This is a genomic window from Vibrio sp. Sgm 5 (genome assembly GCF_026241575.1).
Taxonomy (GTDB): domain Bacteria; phylum Pseudomonadota; class Gammaproteobacteria; order Enterobacterales; family Vibrionaceae; genus Vibrio; species Vibrio jasicida.
Genome location: NZ_JAPHPY010000023.1, coordinates 49,372 through 66,163, shown reverse-complemented (window position 1 = coordinate 66,163; position 16,792 = coordinate 49,372). Strand labels below are relative to the sequence as shown.

Sequence of the window (16,792 nt, the reverse complement as noted above, 5' to 3'; positions counted from 1 at the left end):
ATTTGTTTTGAATGCGCTTTGGGATTGGTTGGCTGATGTCGATGCTAATTGTTAACGAAGTGACATTGTTGCAACACATCATGCTGGTCTTTAATTACTTAAATAGCGTGTTTTATCTCTTCAACCTCTACCTTTTATCCATTTATGTGGTCATTTGAGCGCTTGGTTTACTTAAGATAGCGATGATTTTGTTCGTTTGCGCACTTCATGCTCTATATAGACAGTAACGGAATGTGGGGGAAATGGAAGCACTGTCTAATTAAATACTTCTAGTCTACTGTATTTACTGAAATTTAATTCCTATGCAACATTTATCACAGAAATAAAAATTGTATTTCATAAAATGCATTCACTTTCGAACGAAACTCCTTTTTGCTCGTTCGCGATTTATTACTCCCTACCATCGCTCACATAATTAATGAGGTTCCTATGTTTGGAATATTCAAACCTAAGGCGCATATCGATCGCTTATCGTCCGATAAGATCGACGGCACCTATTCTCGCTTACGTTGGCAACTCTTCATCGGTATCTTCGTCGGTTACGCTGGCTATTATTTAGTGCGTAAAAACTTTAGCTTGGCGATGCCTTACCTTATTGAACAAGGTTTTAGCCGTGGTGACTTAGGTGTTGCTTTAGCTGCAGTTTCCATTGCTTACGGTTTATCAAAATTCTTAATGGGCAGTGTTTCTGACCGCTCTAACCCTCGTTATTTCTTAAGTGGCGGTCTGTTAATTTCTGCGCTTGTGATGTTCTGCTTCGGCTTTATGCCTTGGGCTACGGGCAGCATTACCGCGATGTTTATTCTATTGTTCCTAAACGGTTGGTTCCAAGGTATGGGATGGCCTGCCTGTGGTCGAACCATGGTTCACTGGTGGTCACGTAAAGAACGTGGCGAGATCGTATCGGTTTGGAATGTGGCGCATAACGTAGGTGGTGGTTTAATTGGTCCACTATTTATTCTTGGTCTTTGGGCATTTAACGACGATTGGCGCACCGCTTTCTATGTTCCTGCATTTTTTGCCACGCTCGTAGCTGTCTTTATTTGGTTCACGGTAAGAGATACACCTCAATCTTGTGGTCTTCCGCCAATTGAAGAGTATAAAGACGACTACCCAGACGATTACGACAAGTCTCATGAGAAAGAAATGAGTGCGAAGGAGATTTTCTTCAAGTATGTCTTTTCTAATAAATTGTTGTGGTCAATTGCGATCGCGAACGCGTTTGTTTACCTGATTCGCTACGGTGTGTTGGACTGGGCTCCTGTGTATTTAAAAGAAGCAAAAGACTTCTCAGTAGATAAATCTTCTTGGGCTTACTTCCTATACGAGTGGGCTGGTATTCCTGGTACGTTATTGTGTGGTTGGATTTCTGACAAAGTGTTTAAAGGTCGCCGCGCCCCTGCTGGCATCTTATTTATGGTACTTGTCACGGTTGCGGTGCTTGTTTACTGGTTTAACCCAGCAGGTAATCCAGCAGTCGATATGATGGCGCTGGTGGCTATCGGTTTCTTGATTTACGGCCCAGTGATGTTGATTGGTTTGTATGCACTAGAGCTTGCTCCTAAAAAAGCGGCGGGAACTGCCGCTGGCTTGACCGGGCTATTCGGATACTTAGGTGGCGCTGTTGCTGCGAACGCTATTCTTGGTTACACCGTTGACCACTTCGGTTGGGATGGTGGGTTCATCATTCTTGTCGGGTCTTGTATTACCTCTATTATCTGCTTGATTTACGCTTTCTTGGGTGAACGCGCTCATCACGAACAAAAAGCACGTGAGAAAGAAGCATTGGCGTCATAAAACATTAAAGGGGCGGTGGAATACTGCTCCTTCAATAAGTTAAGGAAAGAACAATGAAAACAACGTCAATTTGCATGACGATTCTCGCTCTCGGCACTTCAGCTGGAGCGGTAGCACAACCGCTTGTTATCGCGCACCGAGGAGCATCGGGTTATCTGCCAGAACATACGTTAGAAGCAAAAGCTCTTGCGTATGCAATGAAGCCGGACTACATCGAGCAAGATGTGGTGATGACCAAAGACGATCAACTCGTCGTATTGCATGATCATTACCTCGATCGCGTGACCGATGTGGCTGAGCGATTCCCAGACCGTGCTCGTAAAGATGGTCGCTACTACGCGATTGATTTCACTTTGGAAGAAATCAAATCATTGCGAGTCACTGAAGGCTTTAACATCGATGATAAAGGTAACAAGGTTGCTGGTTATCCGACACGATTCCCAATGTGGAAATCAGATTTTACCGTTCCTACTTTTGCGGAAGAGATTGAGTTGATCCAAGGTTTAAATAAAACACTGGGTTATGACATCGGTATCTACCCAGAAATTAAAGCGCCTTGGTTCCATCGCCATGAAGGTAAAGACATCTCAAAAGCGGTGCTTAACGTTTTAAAGCAGTACGGTTACGATTCGCAAGATGACAAAGTGTACCTTCAGTGTTTTGATGCGAATGAACTTCAGCGCATCAACAGTGAACTCATGCCCGCAATGGACATGGATTTAAAGCTCGTTCAACTCATGGCTTACACTGATTGGAACGAGACCATGGAGTACAAAGGCGACAAGGCAACACCATACAGTTATGACTGGATGTTTGAAGCCAATGGTATGAAGAAGGTCGCGGAATACGCGGAAGGGATCGGTCCTTGGAAGCCAATGTTGGTGGATGACAAATCAACCAAGGATAACATCATCATCAAACCTTTGATGAAAGCGGCAAAAGACGCGGGCTTACAAGTACACCCTTATACTTTCCGAGCGGACCCTGGGCGTATTCCTGCTTACACCGACAGCTTCGATGGGATGATGGACATCTTCTACAATCAGGTGAAAGTGGATGGTTTGTTTACTGATTTCCCTGATAAAGCGGTGAACTTTCTGAACAAGTAAAGTTCTAAAAAACTGAGTGTTTGAAACGCTCAGTATTACGTCACACGCCATGTCGTAACAATAGGCTCTCATTGAGCAATCATTATCCCTCAACAGTGACTCTCCTGTTGGGGGATTTTTATATGTATGGAACACGATCAACACCTTTTACTTCTTTTTCATTGCTCCCACTGTGTATGCATTCCCATTGTTCTTGATTTGCAGATGCTAAATATTCACACCACCGATATGGTTACTATACAAGGGTATTGTAAATTGGTGCCCTTTGCTAATGCCATTGTGGAGAAGACTGTGTTCCAGTGGCTTAGTTTGCCCTTTCAGCTTGCCGCTTAAGTCTTGCTTCACATGTCGGTTCGTAGCTCCAAATTCTTAGGCGGCCTTTTCTTTTGAACAAAGCGATCCCGACGGCAATTCATTCGCTGATAAGCCGAGCATTAGTGCGCAATACGATCATGAATAATAAAAGACTTAATAGGACATGACATGAGACTAGTACTTGCCATTCTAATTCCTTGGCTGCAATTTTTTACTATTGGCCGTTATTGGGCGGGAGTAATCTGTTTGTTATTGCAGATTACTTTGGTTGGTTGGTTGCCCGCTGCCATTTGGTCTGTATACGCATTAGTTAATTACGAAACGGATAAAAAAATCGAGAAGCTAGCTGCAGAGAGAGATGGTCCAGAGGCGTTCTCAAATTACGCACGAAAAGCGCCAGCGTCTTCGGATCAAGATGGTGGTGGAGACGAGTAGGTGTTTCCGTCGAATAAAGGTAAGCCTTATTTCTGGGGGGGCTTACTATTGAGTTGTTTTGGGTTTGCTTCTAGTGCACAAGCAGAGCTCACGATTCAAGAAGCGGTCGATTTGTGGATCTTGGATGGCGCAGAGTTCCGTCAGATGGTGAAATGCTCTCCGCAAGCGCAGTTGAACAACGGTGTGCAGCAAATCTATTACGACTCGTCATCTTGTGTATTGAGCGAACTGGCAACTTATGCGTTGGCAAAAGAGTGTTTTGGAGATGCGAAGGCTCAGCGCGTCAATATTCTGGATGCCGCGGATAAATCGAAAGTGATGTCTTTTGATATCAACGCTGCCAGCTGTTCATTATTAGAGAAAAAAACTGGTCAAAAGAAATCGAATCCAGCGCCACCACCAAAACCATCTCGACCATCGACATCAAACTCTAAGGCTTATGTTGTTCAGCTCTACTCTGGCGTTAAGCCTCCGAACAAGGTATTTGCACAATGTGCGACTGCACCTTTATATGAGCACCATATTCACGGCTCGTACTATTTGTTTAGTGACGTGTATTTCAAATACTCGGAAGCAAAGCAATTAATGGATCACTTAAAGTACGAATGCCCTGATTTATCGATGTGGATTCGTCCGATAAAGCGCTAGTTAAGACTGATAATTAAAAAATCCCCCAACAGTTTCCTGCTGGGGGATTTTTCGTAGGGCTAATTCACTGCAATACCCAAATGACTTCAAGATGCTCCCAAAGGGCGAGTTGTCTTGGCTTTCATGCTTTGTTAACGAGCTTTGATTTAGACTGACTAGATCTTCAACTCGTTGCCGCGCCTGCAAGCCAAGTCAGCCTCGCTGAATCAAGCATCTCGAGGTTATTTGGGTATTCTTATTAGTTGTTTTTATGCAGTTCGCTGTTCAGTTCAACCGCGCTCTTGTTAGCAAGACACTCGATTTGACCTGTTACAGAGTTACGACGGAACAGTAGGTCAGAAACACCAGCAAGATCGCGTGCTTTCACTACTTCTACTTCTTGGCCAGCAGAATCTAGCATACGTACTTTAGAACCAGCAGTTACGTACAGACCTGATTCGATAGTACAACGGTCACCCATTGGGAAACCAAGACCTGCGTTCGCGCCTAGTAGAGAGTTTTCACCGATAGAAACTACAACTTTACCGCCGCCAGATAGCGTACCCATGATAGATGCGCCGCCGCCGATGTCAGAGCCGTTACCAACCACTACGCCAGCAGAGATACGACCTTCAACCATGCTCACGCCAGTTGTACCCGCGTTGAAGTTGATGAAGCCTTCGTGCATTACCGTTGTGCCTTCGCCAACGTGTGCACCAAGACGTACGCGAGAAGTGTCAGCGATACGAACGCCAGTTGGTACCACGTAGTCCACCATTTTAGGGAACTTGTCTACACAATCTACGCTTAGTGCACGACCCGCTAGGCGAGCTTCAATTTGACGTCCTGCTAGTTCAGGTAGATCGATTGGACCTTCGTTAGTCCATGCGATGTTGTGTAGTAGACCGAAGATACCGTCTAGTACCGTGCCGTGTGGCTGAACTAGGCGGTTAGAGATAAGTTGAAGTTTTAGGAAACCTTCAGCAACGCTTTGTGGCTGCTCGTCAGTTGCAAGGATAACCAGTACAAGTGGTTGTGCTGATTCTGCTGCTTTTGCTGCGAAAGATGCGTTTGCCGCATCGCCGTTTGCTTCAAATGCTGCTGCCAGTTCTGCGCTTTGTGCTGCAGAGATCTCGATAGCTTGGTTGCCTTGCTCATAACCTGCTACTGCTGCTAGTGCGTTAACAAGCGCTTCGCTTGGGTTAAGAACTGGGTTTGGGAAAAACGCTTCGATGATTTTGCCGTCGCGGTTTTTAGTTGCCGTACCAAAGGCTAGAGAGAAGAAAGCCATAGTTGATCTCCATGTGTTGAGTCTTGTGTCTCGTCTGTTCACTGACAAGAAATAATTAAGTTGTCAGTCATCATAAAGAGAGTGTTCGGGAGTTTAAAGAGGGGAAATGGAGAAAGTCTGTAGATGGATACCTTTTGTCTTTTTAGAGATATGTTTGTCTGATGAGAAATGTGTCGCAAAAGCCTTATCAGACCGATTTTGGGCAGAGACACAGTGAAGTTGGAGAAGGGCGCATAGCAAAAAATAAGGGGAGGACCGAAGTCACTCCCCCTACACTGGGTTTGTTGGATTTACTGGCTTTGGATAGTAAAGCGATAAATCGATTTAGAGGCTTAGCTCACCGACCTCTACTGCAAGTGCAACCGTTGCCCCTACCATTGGATTGTTGCCCATACCGATGAAGCCCATCATCGCTACGTGTGCAGGTACTGAAGAGCTGCCCGCGAATTGTGCATCGGCGTGCATGCGACCCATTGTGTCGGTCATGCCGTAAGATGCAGGACCCGCCGCCACGTTATCTGGGTGTAGAGTACGACCAGTACCACCACCTGATGCCACAGAGAAGTAAGGCATGCCTTCACGGTTACGTTCCGCTTTGTAGATACCTGCTACAGGGTGTTGGAAGCGAGTCGGGTTGGTTGAGTTACCTGTGATGCTCACATCCACTTGTTCTTTATGCATGATAGCTACGCCTTCACGTACATCGTCAGCACCGTAACAAAGGATCTCACCACGTGGACCTTGGGAGAAACGGCGACGTTCTACTTCCACTAACTCACCAGTTTGGTAGTTGTATTGAGTGCGTACGTAAGTGAAACCATTGATGCGTGAGATTAGGTAAGCGGCGTCTTTACCCAAACCATTTAGGATAACTTTCAACGGATTTTTACGTGATTTGTTCACGTTCAATGCGATTTTTATTGCGCCTTCTGCGGCTGCGAATGACTCATGGCCCGCAAGGAAAGCGAAACAGCCACTTTCTTCATTCAATAGACGAGCCGCCAATGCACCATGACCGATACCCACTTGGCGTTGCTCTGCGACGCTGCCTGGTTTTGTGCACGCCTGAAGGCCTTCACCGATGATGTTTGCAGCTTCTTCTGCTGTTTTTGCACCGCGGAAAATCGCCAAAGCAGTGCCCAGTGTGTAGGCATCGGCAGCGCTTTCAAACGCGATAGGTTGAGTGTCCATCACCAGCGCTTTAGGGTCGATACCACGATCCATACAGTATTGATAAGCCTCTTCCAGAGAAGAAAGTTGCATTTCGTCTAATGTGCGACGTACAGATTCAGTAATTGGAGTGTTCATAATCTCTTTCCTCTTGGTGGCAATTATTGTTGGCGTGGGTTGATAGTCGTTACGGCTTCGTCAAAACGACCGTAAGTCCCCGTTGCTTTGTCTGCGGCTTCTGCAGCAGATACGCCTTCGTTGATGGCTTTCATCATCTTGCCTAGGTTGAGATATTGGTAACCAATCACTTCTTTGTTTTCGTCTAGCGCGAGTTTTGTTACGTAGCCTTCAGCTAACTCCATGTAACGCACGCCTTTTGCTTTAGTTGAGTAACTAGTACCCACTTGGCTACGTTGAGTTTGACCAAGGTCCTCCAGTGCCGCACCAATTTCCAAGCCGCCTTCAGAGAAAGCAGATTGAGTACGACCGTAAACAAATTGAAGGAAGATTTCGCGCATCGCGACGTTGATAGCATCACATACCAAGTCGGTATTCAGTGCTTCCAGAATAGTTTTGCCTGTTAGTATTTCTGCGGCCATCGCGGCTGATTGAGTCATGCCTGAACAGCCGATCGTTTCGATCAAAGCTTCTTCGATGATGCCATTTTTGACGTTAAGAGTTAGTTTTGCTGCGCCTTGTTGAGGAGCACAAGCACCAACGCCGTGGCTAAGACCAGAAATCGCGATAACGTCTTTTGGATTGATCATTGCGCCTTCAACAGGGATCGGTGCAGATGCATGAAGATCGCCGCGTTGAATCGGGCACATTGATTGGATTTCGTGTGAGTATTGCATAATGTTTTCCCAGTGTACGATATCCGGCATATTGGTCAGACTCAACGGCGTTGACTGCTCTTATTCGCTCCATCAGATAGAAAAACTATGTTCAGGAGGCTCACGTGTTTGTCGCCTTGTTGAGTTAACAACTATTTTGGATATCTTTTTAATTTTTGAGAAAACAGGAGCGGGGTTGGAGAAGAGTTGAATTGCTCACTACAGAACTCTTGCTTTCACAACATCGGCGAAAGCATTTCCAACAGGGCTGACCTGTTTTCGTTTCTGTAGGAGTCATTAGCTTTAAAGCGGTTCGAATCTTTCGATTCCGGTGGCACCCCATCACCGCGCCCATTTAGATTAGATCTAAGTCACACTAATCTGCAACATGAAATTTAGAGCAATTTGGGATATTAAATCGGTTCTTTATATTCTCAGAGATATATGGTGATAAATGCAACGCATAAAAAAACGCCGCATAATGCGACGTTTTCTCTAAACAAATGAGAGGCTTATGCAGCGTCTTCTTGCTCGCTATCTTCTTCAACAGCTTCAAGCTTCTTTGCTTTTTTTGGTGCAGGTTTACGTTTTGCACCCAGAGCGTAAAGCACTTCTTCTTTGTTTTGCGCAAGGTACATTGCAAGATCTTCTTGCTTACCTTCGTCTTCTAGAAGTTCACTCTTGCCTAGCAGTGAGAATAACTCGTCCGCCATATCCAGCATTTTGTCGTATGCGTCAGCTTCCGCTTTAGAGGTAAAAGTCATTTTCTCTTCTCCATTGCGTTCTACCACGTACTTGACGATTACAGCCATGGTTGGTCCTCTAAGTTAATTTGTTAAATTTTATACTGGCTTTTTATACAGTTTTTGACCAATTAAGTCTAGCGACAAGCCTCAGAATGAGAGCCGTGTACAACTAAGTGACCAGCATTTGAACTATCTGCCTTGAACTATCTCCCGTGAACGACCCATCTCGAACTAGCCATCTTTAAGATGTGGGTTCTCTGGTCGCTCCCAATCTTGGCAGAATTCAATGAATGTACGCAGTAGCGGGTTTTGATACTTCTCTTTGTGGATCAAAAGCCAGAAGCGACGCTTCATATCCAGTGGCATGTTGAGCATTTTCACACGACCATCGCGAATTGCAGGCTCTGCAGATAGGCGTGATAAACAACCTAGGCCAAGTCCGGCAGATACTGAATTGATCAGCGCTTCGGTGGTGTTGAGCTGAAAAGCCTCATGCCAATGTTCTAGACGCGGAGCGATGGCGCGCATAAAGAACTCTCGAGAGCCAGAACCCGCCTCACGCAGAATCCATTCCGTGTCTTCGAGCTCGTTTAGGCTGATAGGTCCTTCATCGAAGTTAGGGTAATCCGGCGGACAAATTACACACATTTCGTCTTCACTGAATTGCGTTGATTCCAACTCTGGGTGTATGGTCTTGCCCTCGATGAGCGCGATGTCGAGTTCGTACGCGATCAACATGTCACAAATCTGGGCGGAGTTAGAGATGAACAAACTCTGCGACTGGTGATTTGTTTCATCACGAAAATCACTTAACAGATAGGGCGCGACTTGGTTGCCGATGGTGTCACTGGCACCGATGCGAAGCAGCCCTGATAAGGTTTGGTCGCCATCGAACACACTCTCAATATCCCGAGCTCGGTTGAGGAGTTCATCCGCGAGGGGCAAAAGTTTTTGACCTTCTTGGTTGAGAATTAAGCGGTTGTTCACCCGGTCAAATAGGTGATGACCAATTTGTTTCTCCAACTCAGACAGCGCCATACTCACGGCCGCCTTAGAAAGAAACAGGCTTTCTGAAGCCGCAGTTAGCGTTTTGTGCTGAGTGATCGTAGTAAAAACTTTCAGTTGTTTAAGAGAGATATGACTAGGCATGATATTCCGTTAAGTTTATCTGAACGTTAGTTTTAAATAATTAGATATATTGGAACGAAGTGCAAGAGTAATATACACCCCATAGAAAGTTAGCCTAGATTTTGAGGTCGTAATGATTCAAAGAACAAAAGCAAAAGTAATGGGAGCACCAACCCCAATGGCGGGTCTGGCTCTTGGTATTGCGAGCTTAGGTTGGAGTTGGGAAAACTTCGCCGAATTACATGGCTATGGACAGTGGATTAGCGCAGGTATTGCAAGCGTACTGCTAGCAATCTTGGCGACTAAATTTCTTTTTCACAATCATTTGTTGAGACAAGATCTTGCGCACCCTGTGGTGGGTAGTGTCGTTCCAACTTTCGCGATGGGAACCATGGTGGTTTCAAATTCTCTAGGGCACTTTTTCCCTGTTGCAGGTGACGTGCTTTGGTTAGTGGCGGTAGCTCTACATATCGTGTTCCTAGTGAGTTTCTTGTACCACCGCGCGAAAGACTTCGAACTACACCACATGGTGCCAAGCTGGTTTGTACCGCCAGTGGGTATTATCGTTGCAGACGTGTCTTTCTCAGGTAACCCAGTGCTTGCACCTATTGCACACGGTGCATTGATCTTCGGTATGGTGGCTTACGCTGTGATGTTGCCAATGATGATCTACCGTTTCATGTTTACTCATGAAATCCCAGATGCAGCAAAACCAACCATGGCAATCATGGCGGCACCAGCAAGCCTATCGTTGGCAGGTTACCTAACCGTAACGGCAACACCTTCACCAGTGATTATTGCTCTGTTGTTTGGTATCGCGGTATTGATGACAGCCATCATCTACTTAGCCTTCTTTAAATTGCTAAGACTGCCATTTAGTCCTGGCTACGCAGCGTTTACCTTCCCAATGGTGATTGGTGCAACGGCTCTGTTCAAAACAGCAAATTGGATGGAAGCAAATGGTCTAGCAGCGCACTATGTACAACAAGTTCGCGGTCTAGCAGGTATCGAATTGATTGTGGCAACGATTGTAGTGACTTACGTAGGTTTGCAATACATCAATAACTTACTGATTCAACCACGCTTGATGACGACACATCACGCATAAGTCTTACTCGTAAAGCAAAGTCTCTTGGTCTCTCTCGCCAAGAGGCTTTTTTTTGTATCGGTAGGGTGGGCTCTAAAGCCAATCTGCAGATAAAAAAATGCCACCCAAAAGGGTGGCGGAAAATTAGATACAATTTTAATACATCAAACTTTAGTAACCGCAGCCATTGTAGCGAGAGTTCTCATGCAGAAAATGGCAATTCGAAATTTACCTCTCTTCACTATGCCTACCTGTCTGATGGGCGTGCGTTCTTTTTATCCTTTCTTATAGAAACGTGACATTTCATCGAGAGAATCCTGAATCACGTTCACTGGCACTTGATGTTCCGTATCCACTTTAAGTTGATTATTGAGTTGTTGAGAGTGCCCCCCTGGGTTTACCACTAACATGGTTTCTTTCCCTACCAGCGCATAGTTGTAATAACTGCCCGCAATGAACCAATCTCGCGGAACACAATTATCAAATAGGTCTCGTCCTACGCTATATGATTGTGTGTCGCCTTGAACGTCGAATAGTTCGTTCATTAGAGTTGGCACAATGTCATAGTGTGTGGTGCGGTAGTTGATCTGCTCTGGCTGATGATCTGGAAGATAAACGTATAACGGCACATGCACTTGAGTATCACTGTAGTTACCCGTATGGCCCCAGTAATTCATCTTGTGGTCGTTAAATTCCTCTCCGTGGTCGGAAGTAATCACCACAATGGTGTTCTCTAGGTCGACATTCTTCAGCACTTTTGCGATCAAACTGTCGATGAAATACAACGAGTTCTTATAGCGGTTATGATAAAGCGAGGCGTCAAATTCGTTGTTCAGAAGAATATGATCGACACGTTCCCAATAAGGCTTGAATTTAGCGAACTCAGGCTCTGGAAAACTGGTGCCATGAGCCGAATCGTAAAACAAGAAGCTGAAATACGGTTTGTCGCTATCTTGCTTTTGAAACTGAATAAACTCATCGGTGATCTGCTGGTCACGTTTGATTTGTGTTTCGCCAGTTTGTTTAAGGGTGAGATCTTTCACCTTTTTAAAGACGGTGCGCGACAAAGGTGGGTTGGTTAATGGTGCTGAACCAAAAATACCCATTCGATAGCCTTGGTTTTGCAGGGTATCCATGAAAACGGGGGATTTCTGACTCGCATAAAAGCTGTCCCAGTAAGTTGCTGGCAAGCTATAGAACAGACTAAAAATGCCCGCTTGAGTAGAGTTACCACCGCTCATGTGTTGAGAGAAATTGACCGTTTTTTCGGAGAACTTGCTGACATTTGGCATGATCTCTGGTGTTGCATCACTGTAGCGCCAAGCATCAACCAGAATGAACAACACATTCGGCTGTTTAGATTTAGGTTTAACATTTACAGGGGCGAGTGGGTAGTTCAGTGAACTGCTTTCAATGTTTTTCAGCTCCACTCGGTTTTGTGAGGCAATGGTTTCATCCACCAAGTGATGACGATAGATAAACTTACGCGCCGTTAATGGGTAGTAAAGAGGCCAGTTATTCGAGAACTGGCTAACTTCGTCGTCATAGAGTGCGTTCTTATACGCGTGGATAACCTGAGTGCTCAGCAACAAGCTAAACCAAACCGCAACAATCACAAACTTTGTTCGGCTCTGAGCCAGTTTATTGGCTAACCAAACGGTGCATGCCAAGCCAATGGCGAGCAGTGCAATGTCGCTAATAAAGATCAGCCAACTCATCCAAGAGATTTCAAATACGTCACGACCGCCTTCGAAGAACATGCGGATCAACAGGCCATTGATGTGCAGTTTGTATTGCTGGAAAACGAGGATATCGACTTTCAACATGATCAAGAGCGTGATGGCAATGGTGATCACAACGACTTTGAACATGCGAGTCGGCAAAAAGGACAACAATAAACAACCCAGCATCAGCGGAAGAGCAATTAAACCCAACCAGCCAAATTGTGTAGCAAGCAAATAATATTCTTGCAGAAAGGTGAGCGGTTCTGCTTGGTTGTTTGACAGCAAAAATGGGTAACAAGCGATCGACAGATAAAGCGCAAAGCAAGCAAAAAATGCAATCAGCCAAGCGCCATTTGAAGAAAATTTGCGCAACATAGTTTTGGTATTCCAGTGCTTTTTCATCCCTATCAAATCAAGAACAAAGTGCGGCTCAGCGTGAAATCAAGATGACTTGAACCACGTGATTCTTCGCCTTTCACTCAATATTCAATTTGATGGGTATTGTTATAAAAATTTGCGTGAATTATAAAACAGTGTTTTTTATCATGAAATAGTTGTGACTGATGTCACGCTTTGTATTTGCGTGTAAGACATTACTTACAAATGTCAGTTGCTGGTTATTTGCGCAGAGTTTGAGTGTTCTCTAACCTTTTGTTATTTAAGCTATCGAGATCGCTCTAGGAATAAATGCGGCTGTGCTAAGCTTGCTAGCAGTTTCCATTGGCATTCGGTGCACTTACTTTGTTTACTGTCTATCACTCCAATCTGGTCGATGTTCTCAAATCACTTCTTGTTGAACTGATTCGCATCAATCCATTAGAAAATCCATTCGAAAAAGAGCAAATTCTGGTGCAAAGCCCGGGTATGTCTCAGTGGTTAAAAATGGAATTGGCGAAAGAGTTTGGTGTTGCGGCAAACCTAGAATTTCCGCTGCCAGCGACTTTCATTTGGGACATGTTCACCCAAGTATTGGCTGATGTGCCGAAACGCAGTGCCTTCAACAAAGAAGCCATGACATGGAAGTTGATGCACTTGCTTCCGGGTTTACTAAACGAAGCGTCATTCGAACCTTTGGCTCGTTATCTTCAAGACGACACTGACAACTCCAAGCTGTATCAATTGGCAGAGAAAATTGCCGATATTTTCGATGGCTATTTGGTGTATCGCCCAGAATGGATTGCAAGCTGGGAAGCAGGGCAAACGGTACCTGAACTTGAAGATGAGCACCCATGGCAGCCGATTTTGTGGCAGGCATTGTACGATCACACGGTTACCCTTGGGCAATCGCCTTATCATCGTGCCAATTTGTACGAACACTTCATTGATACGCTCGAAAACTTCAACGGTAACTTTGACCATCTGCCGAAGCGTCTGTTTGTGTTTGGTATCTCTTCACTGCCGCCACGTTACATGGATGCGCTCAAAGCCATTGGTGAACACATTGATGTGCATCTGATGTTTACCAACCCTTGTCGTTATTACTGGGGTGAGGTACGCGACCGTAAATTCCTAGCTCGCCTAGCAGCAAAACACCGTCAGCACGTGGTCTGGCAAGAAGACCATTCTGAAGTACAAGGTGAGAGTGAGCAGTTAAAAGGGTCACTAGAAGAAAACGTAGTGGATGAGCTGCATACCGATGTGGTGGGTAACAGCTTGTTGGCGTCGATGGGTAAACTTGGGCGCGATAACATGTATCTGTTGTCGCAGCTCGAATCCCATGAGATTGAAGCTTTTGTTGATGTCGAGCGCGACAGTCTGCTCCATCAACTTCAAGCCGACATTCTTAATTTAGAAGAGCACCAAGACGACGAGCAAATCGACAGCAGTCAGCACAAACAAGTGGTGAGTTTGGGTGATAAATCTCTGAGCTTGCACTCTTGCCACAGTCCAATGCGAGAAGTGGAAGTGTTACACGACCAGCTTCTGGCGATGTTCGATGCCGATCCGACACTGAAACCGCGCGATATTATTGTCATGGTGGCAGACATCAATGCCTACAGCCCTGCGATTCAGGCGGTATTCGGCAATGCGCCGGGTGAGCGATTTATTCCTTACTCGATTTCAGACCGAACGGCCGATCAAGAAAGCCCAATTTTGGCGGCTTTCATGCAACTTGTTAATTTACCGAATACACGTTGCTTGGCTTCTGAATTACTTGAGCTGTTAGAAACGCCGGCGATTTTGAAACGATTTGACCTTAGCGAAGATGACTTCCTTCAAGCCAAACAATGGGTGGAAGAATCTGGTATTCGCTGGGGGCTAGATAGCCATACTGGCAGCGAATTTGAATTGCCAGAAACACGCCAAAACACATGGCAATTTGGTATCCAGCGTATGTTGTTAGGTTACGCGATGCCAGAATCTGCCGGTTTGTTTGAAGCGCAAGAAGGTAGCCTCTCACCATACAATGAAGTGCAAGGTATGGGCGCAGAACTTGCTGGTAAGTTAGCTCATTTTATTCAACAAATTAGCCAATATCGCCGCAAACTTTCCCATGTTCAGTCGATTGATGCATGGCGTGAAACCTTGGTGGCGATGTTGGATGACTTCTTCTCCGTTGAGTTAGAAGGGGAAATGGCACTTAAGTCGATTCGAGATACCTTAAGCCAACTGAAAGAACAGCTTACCGATGCGGCATTTGATGATGCCTTGTCGCCTTCTATTGTTAGCCAGTATCTACAAAACAAGCTGTCAGGAACACGGGTCAGCCAGCGCTTTCTAGCCGGACAAGTGAACTTCTGTACTCTGATGCCGATGCGCTCGATCCCATTTAGAACCGTGTGTCTGCTGGGTATGAACGATGGTGTTTACCCGCGATCAATGCCACCAGAAGGTTTTGACTTAATGACAGGGCGCACTAAACCGGGTGACCGTTCCCGCCGAGACGATGACCGTTACTTATTCTTAGAAGCCATGCTGTCAGCGCAGCAGAGTTTGTACATCAGTTACGTTGGGCGTTCTATCCAAGATAACACCGAGCGCGTGCCGTCGGTTCTGGTGTCAGAGTTGATGGAATATTGCCATCAGAACTACTGCCTAGATGGCGATCAAGACCAGCCAGTCGATGATTCCGGAGATAAACTACTCAACGAGTTAGTGAACGTGCATGCCATGGTGCCATTCAGCCCAAGCGCATTCCAAGGTTCTCATTCAAGCTATGCCAAAGAGTGGATTCCAGCCGCGTTGACCCAAAGCAATCAATCGCAAGGTCATGCGCGTGGCGAGTTTAACCGCGCATTGGATGATTACTTGCTTGGTGCCACCTTCCCAATCGAATTGGACTTGGTGGAATTACAACGCTTCTGGCGTTTGCCTGTTCAGTATTTCTTTAACCGCCGTTTGAAAGTGATGTTCGAGCCGCCATTACCCGTGATGGAAGATGATGAGCCATTCGTGTTAGGCGGCTTAGAAAGCTATCAAATGCGCGATGAGCTACTGGAAACCTTGCTTGAAACCGCCATTACTCAACCGTCCGCAAAAGCAGACGTACTCAAGCACTTTATGAGTGAACAACGCGCGCAGGGCAAATTACCGGTTGGCGCATTTGGTGATATCGAGTTTGAAACCAACCGCGTGCAAGCGGAAGAGCTGGTGGATAAGTTGGCGTTTTTATCCGGTGCTCCGCAAGACGATTTAGAAATCGACCTTACCTTCGATGTGCTTGGTGAAGGAAAGAATATCCGTCTAACCGGTTGGCTAACTCAATGCTATCAGTCTGGTTTGATTCGCTACCGCAGCGGTAAAATTCGTGCGCAAGATTACCTTGCTGCATGGATTGATCATCTTGCTATGTCTGCCTCTGGTCACGCTAGAAAGACCCACGTTATCGGTTATGACCGCAAGGAAGGCGCGGTGCATTTAGTTTACCCAGCAATGGCAGACGCTGCGCAAGCGAAACAACTGCTTGCTGAATTAGTGCGTTTGTTTTTTGAAGGCATGACCAAGCCATTACCATATTTCCCGAAAACAGCACTGGCGTGTGTCGAAGCGGGCTTTAGTCGTGGCCACTGGGCTGATGACGAAGAGAAATCGCTGAAGAAAATGGCGGACGCATTCAATGATGGTTACATGAGCCCAGGCGAAGGAAACAATGCGTATATTTCGCGTATTTGGTCTGCTTGGAATGATGAGCTTGCAGCAGAAGTTCGCACGCTGACTGCATTGGTTCTTCAAGGCGCAAGATTGACGGCGATGGATGCTGAAAGTATACCCAAGTAACCTCAAGATGCTTGGTTCAGCGAGATTGACTTGGCTTGTAGGCGAGGCGATGATTTGAAGATCTAGTGGCTCTAAATTAAAAATCGTCAACGAAGTATACGAGCCAAGACAACTCGCCCTTCGGGAGCGTGTCACTGAAGCAATTTCATCGTCAAACAACTTGGAAAGAGTAATCTATTACACAGCGTTGTTTTCCTTGAACTTGAATCAGTGACAACGCTCTGAATCCTGTATCTTGAAGTCACTTGGGTATAAGAATAAGTTGGATTATTTAGATAAAGAAGAGAGTAGGGTGGCCGCCAGAAAATCATT

General features: G+C 45.7%; 11 protein-coding genes, 1 pseudogene and 1 riboswitch. Of the genes and pseudogenes, 6 read left to right on the top strand and 6 right to left on the bottom strand.

Annotated elements, in window-relative coordinates; translation table 11 throughout:
* The first annotated feature begins 429 nt into the window (after nucleotides 1-429).
* The 4 genes and pseudogenes from glpT to OQJ86_RS14190 all read left to right on the top strand — a co-directional run bounded on the left by glpT (nucleotide 430) and on the right by OQJ86_RS14190 (nucleotide 4,304).
* Complete coding sequence (glpT, locus tag OQJ86_RS14205; protein ID WP_265988156.1) at nucleotides 430-1,797, top strand: glycerol-3-phosphate transporter; 1,368 nt, start codon at nucleotides 430-432, stop codon at nucleotides 1,795-1,797.
* 53 nt (nucleotides 1,798-1,850) lie between these two features.
* A complete protein-coding gene (gene glpQ / locus OQJ86_RS14200) occupies nucleotides 1,851-2,906 on the top strand; it encodes a glycerophosphodiester phosphodiesterase (protein ID WP_265988155.1) in 1,056 nt (351 codons plus the stop codon).
* A gap of 483 nt (nucleotides 2,907-3,389) precedes the next feature.
* A pseudogene (locus OQJ86_RS14195) lies at nucleotides 3,390-3,563 on the top strand (YqaE/Pmp3 family membrane protein); the annotation flags it as partial.
* 93 nt (nucleotides 3,564-3,656) lie between these two features.
* A complete protein-coding gene (locus OQJ86_RS14190; protein WP_042603816.1) occupies nucleotides 3,657-4,304 on the top strand; it encodes a hypothetical protein in 648 nt (215 codons plus the stop codon).
* Nucleotides 4,305-4,542: 238 nt separating this feature from the next.
* Here OQJ86_RS14190 and dapD read toward each other — a convergent pair whose 3' ends face one another.
* The 5 genes from dapD to OQJ86_RS14165 form a co-directional block, all read right to left on the bottom strand.
* Entirely contained in the window at nucleotides 4,543-5,574 is a 1,032-nt protein-coding gene (gene dapD / locus OQJ86_RS14185; RefSeq protein WP_265988154.1) for a 2,3,4,5-tetrahydropyridine-2,6-dicarboxylate N-succinyltransferase, read from the bottom strand.
* A gap of 324 nt (nucleotides 5,575-5,898) precedes the next feature.
* Nucleotides 5,899-6,882, bottom strand: coding sequence for a GGGtGRT protein (locus tag OQJ86_RS14180; protein ID WP_005427312.1), 984 nt, complete (start codon nucleotides 6,880-6,882; stop codon nucleotides 5,899-5,901).
* Between the two features lie 23 nt (nucleotides 6,883-6,905).
* Nucleotides 6,906-7,598 carry an iron-sulfur cluster assembly scaffold protein gene (locus tag OQJ86_RS14175; protein WP_005386501.1) on the bottom strand — a complete coding sequence of 231 codons (693 nt, stop codon included), beginning with the start codon at nucleotides 7,596-7,598 and terminating at the stop codon, nucleotides 6,906-6,908.
* A 260-nt stretch (nucleotides 7,599-7,858) separates the two neighbouring features.
* Nucleotides 7,859-7,933, bottom strand: a riboswitch (Fluoride riboswitch).
* A gap of 156 nt (nucleotides 7,934-8,089) precedes the next feature.
* Complete coding sequence (locus OQJ86_RS14170; protein ID WP_005386503.1) at nucleotides 8,090-8,389, bottom strand: YebG family protein; 300 nt, start codon at nucleotides 8,387-8,389, stop codon at nucleotides 8,090-8,092.
* Nucleotides 8,390-8,554: 165 nt separating this feature from the next.
* Nucleotides 8,555-9,472, bottom strand: coding sequence for a LysR family transcriptional regulator (locus tag OQJ86_RS14165; RefSeq protein ID WP_005427361.1), 918 nt, complete (start codon nucleotides 9,470-9,472; stop codon nucleotides 8,555-8,557).
* 112 nt (nucleotides 9,473-9,584) lie between these two features.
* Here OQJ86_RS14165 and OQJ86_RS14160 point away from each other — a divergent pair, with 112 nt between their 5' ends.
* Nucleotides 9,585-10,559, top strand: a complete 975-nt coding sequence (locus OQJ86_RS14160; RefSeq protein ID WP_009707465.1) for a TDT family transporter — start codon at nucleotides 9,585-9,587, stop codon at nucleotides 10,557-10,559.
* A 254-nt stretch (nucleotides 10,560-10,813) separates the two neighbouring features.
* Here OQJ86_RS14160 and OQJ86_RS14155 read toward each other — a convergent pair whose 3' ends face one another.
* A complete protein-coding gene (locus OQJ86_RS14155; protein WP_265988153.1) occupies nucleotides 10,814-12,637 on the bottom strand; it encodes a DUF3413 domain-containing protein in 1,824 nt (607 codons plus the stop codon).
* A 366-nt stretch (nucleotides 12,638-13,003) separates the two neighbouring features.
* Here OQJ86_RS14155 and recC point away from each other — a divergent pair, with 366 nt between their 5' ends.
* On the top strand, nucleotides 13,004-16,480 hold the full coding sequence (recC, locus tag OQJ86_RS14150) for an exodeoxyribonuclease V subunit gamma (protein ID WP_265988169.1): 3,477 nt from the start codon (nucleotides 13,004-13,006) through the stop codon (nucleotides 16,478-16,480).
* The last annotated feature ends 312 nt before the right edge of the window (nucleotides 16,481-16,792 follow it).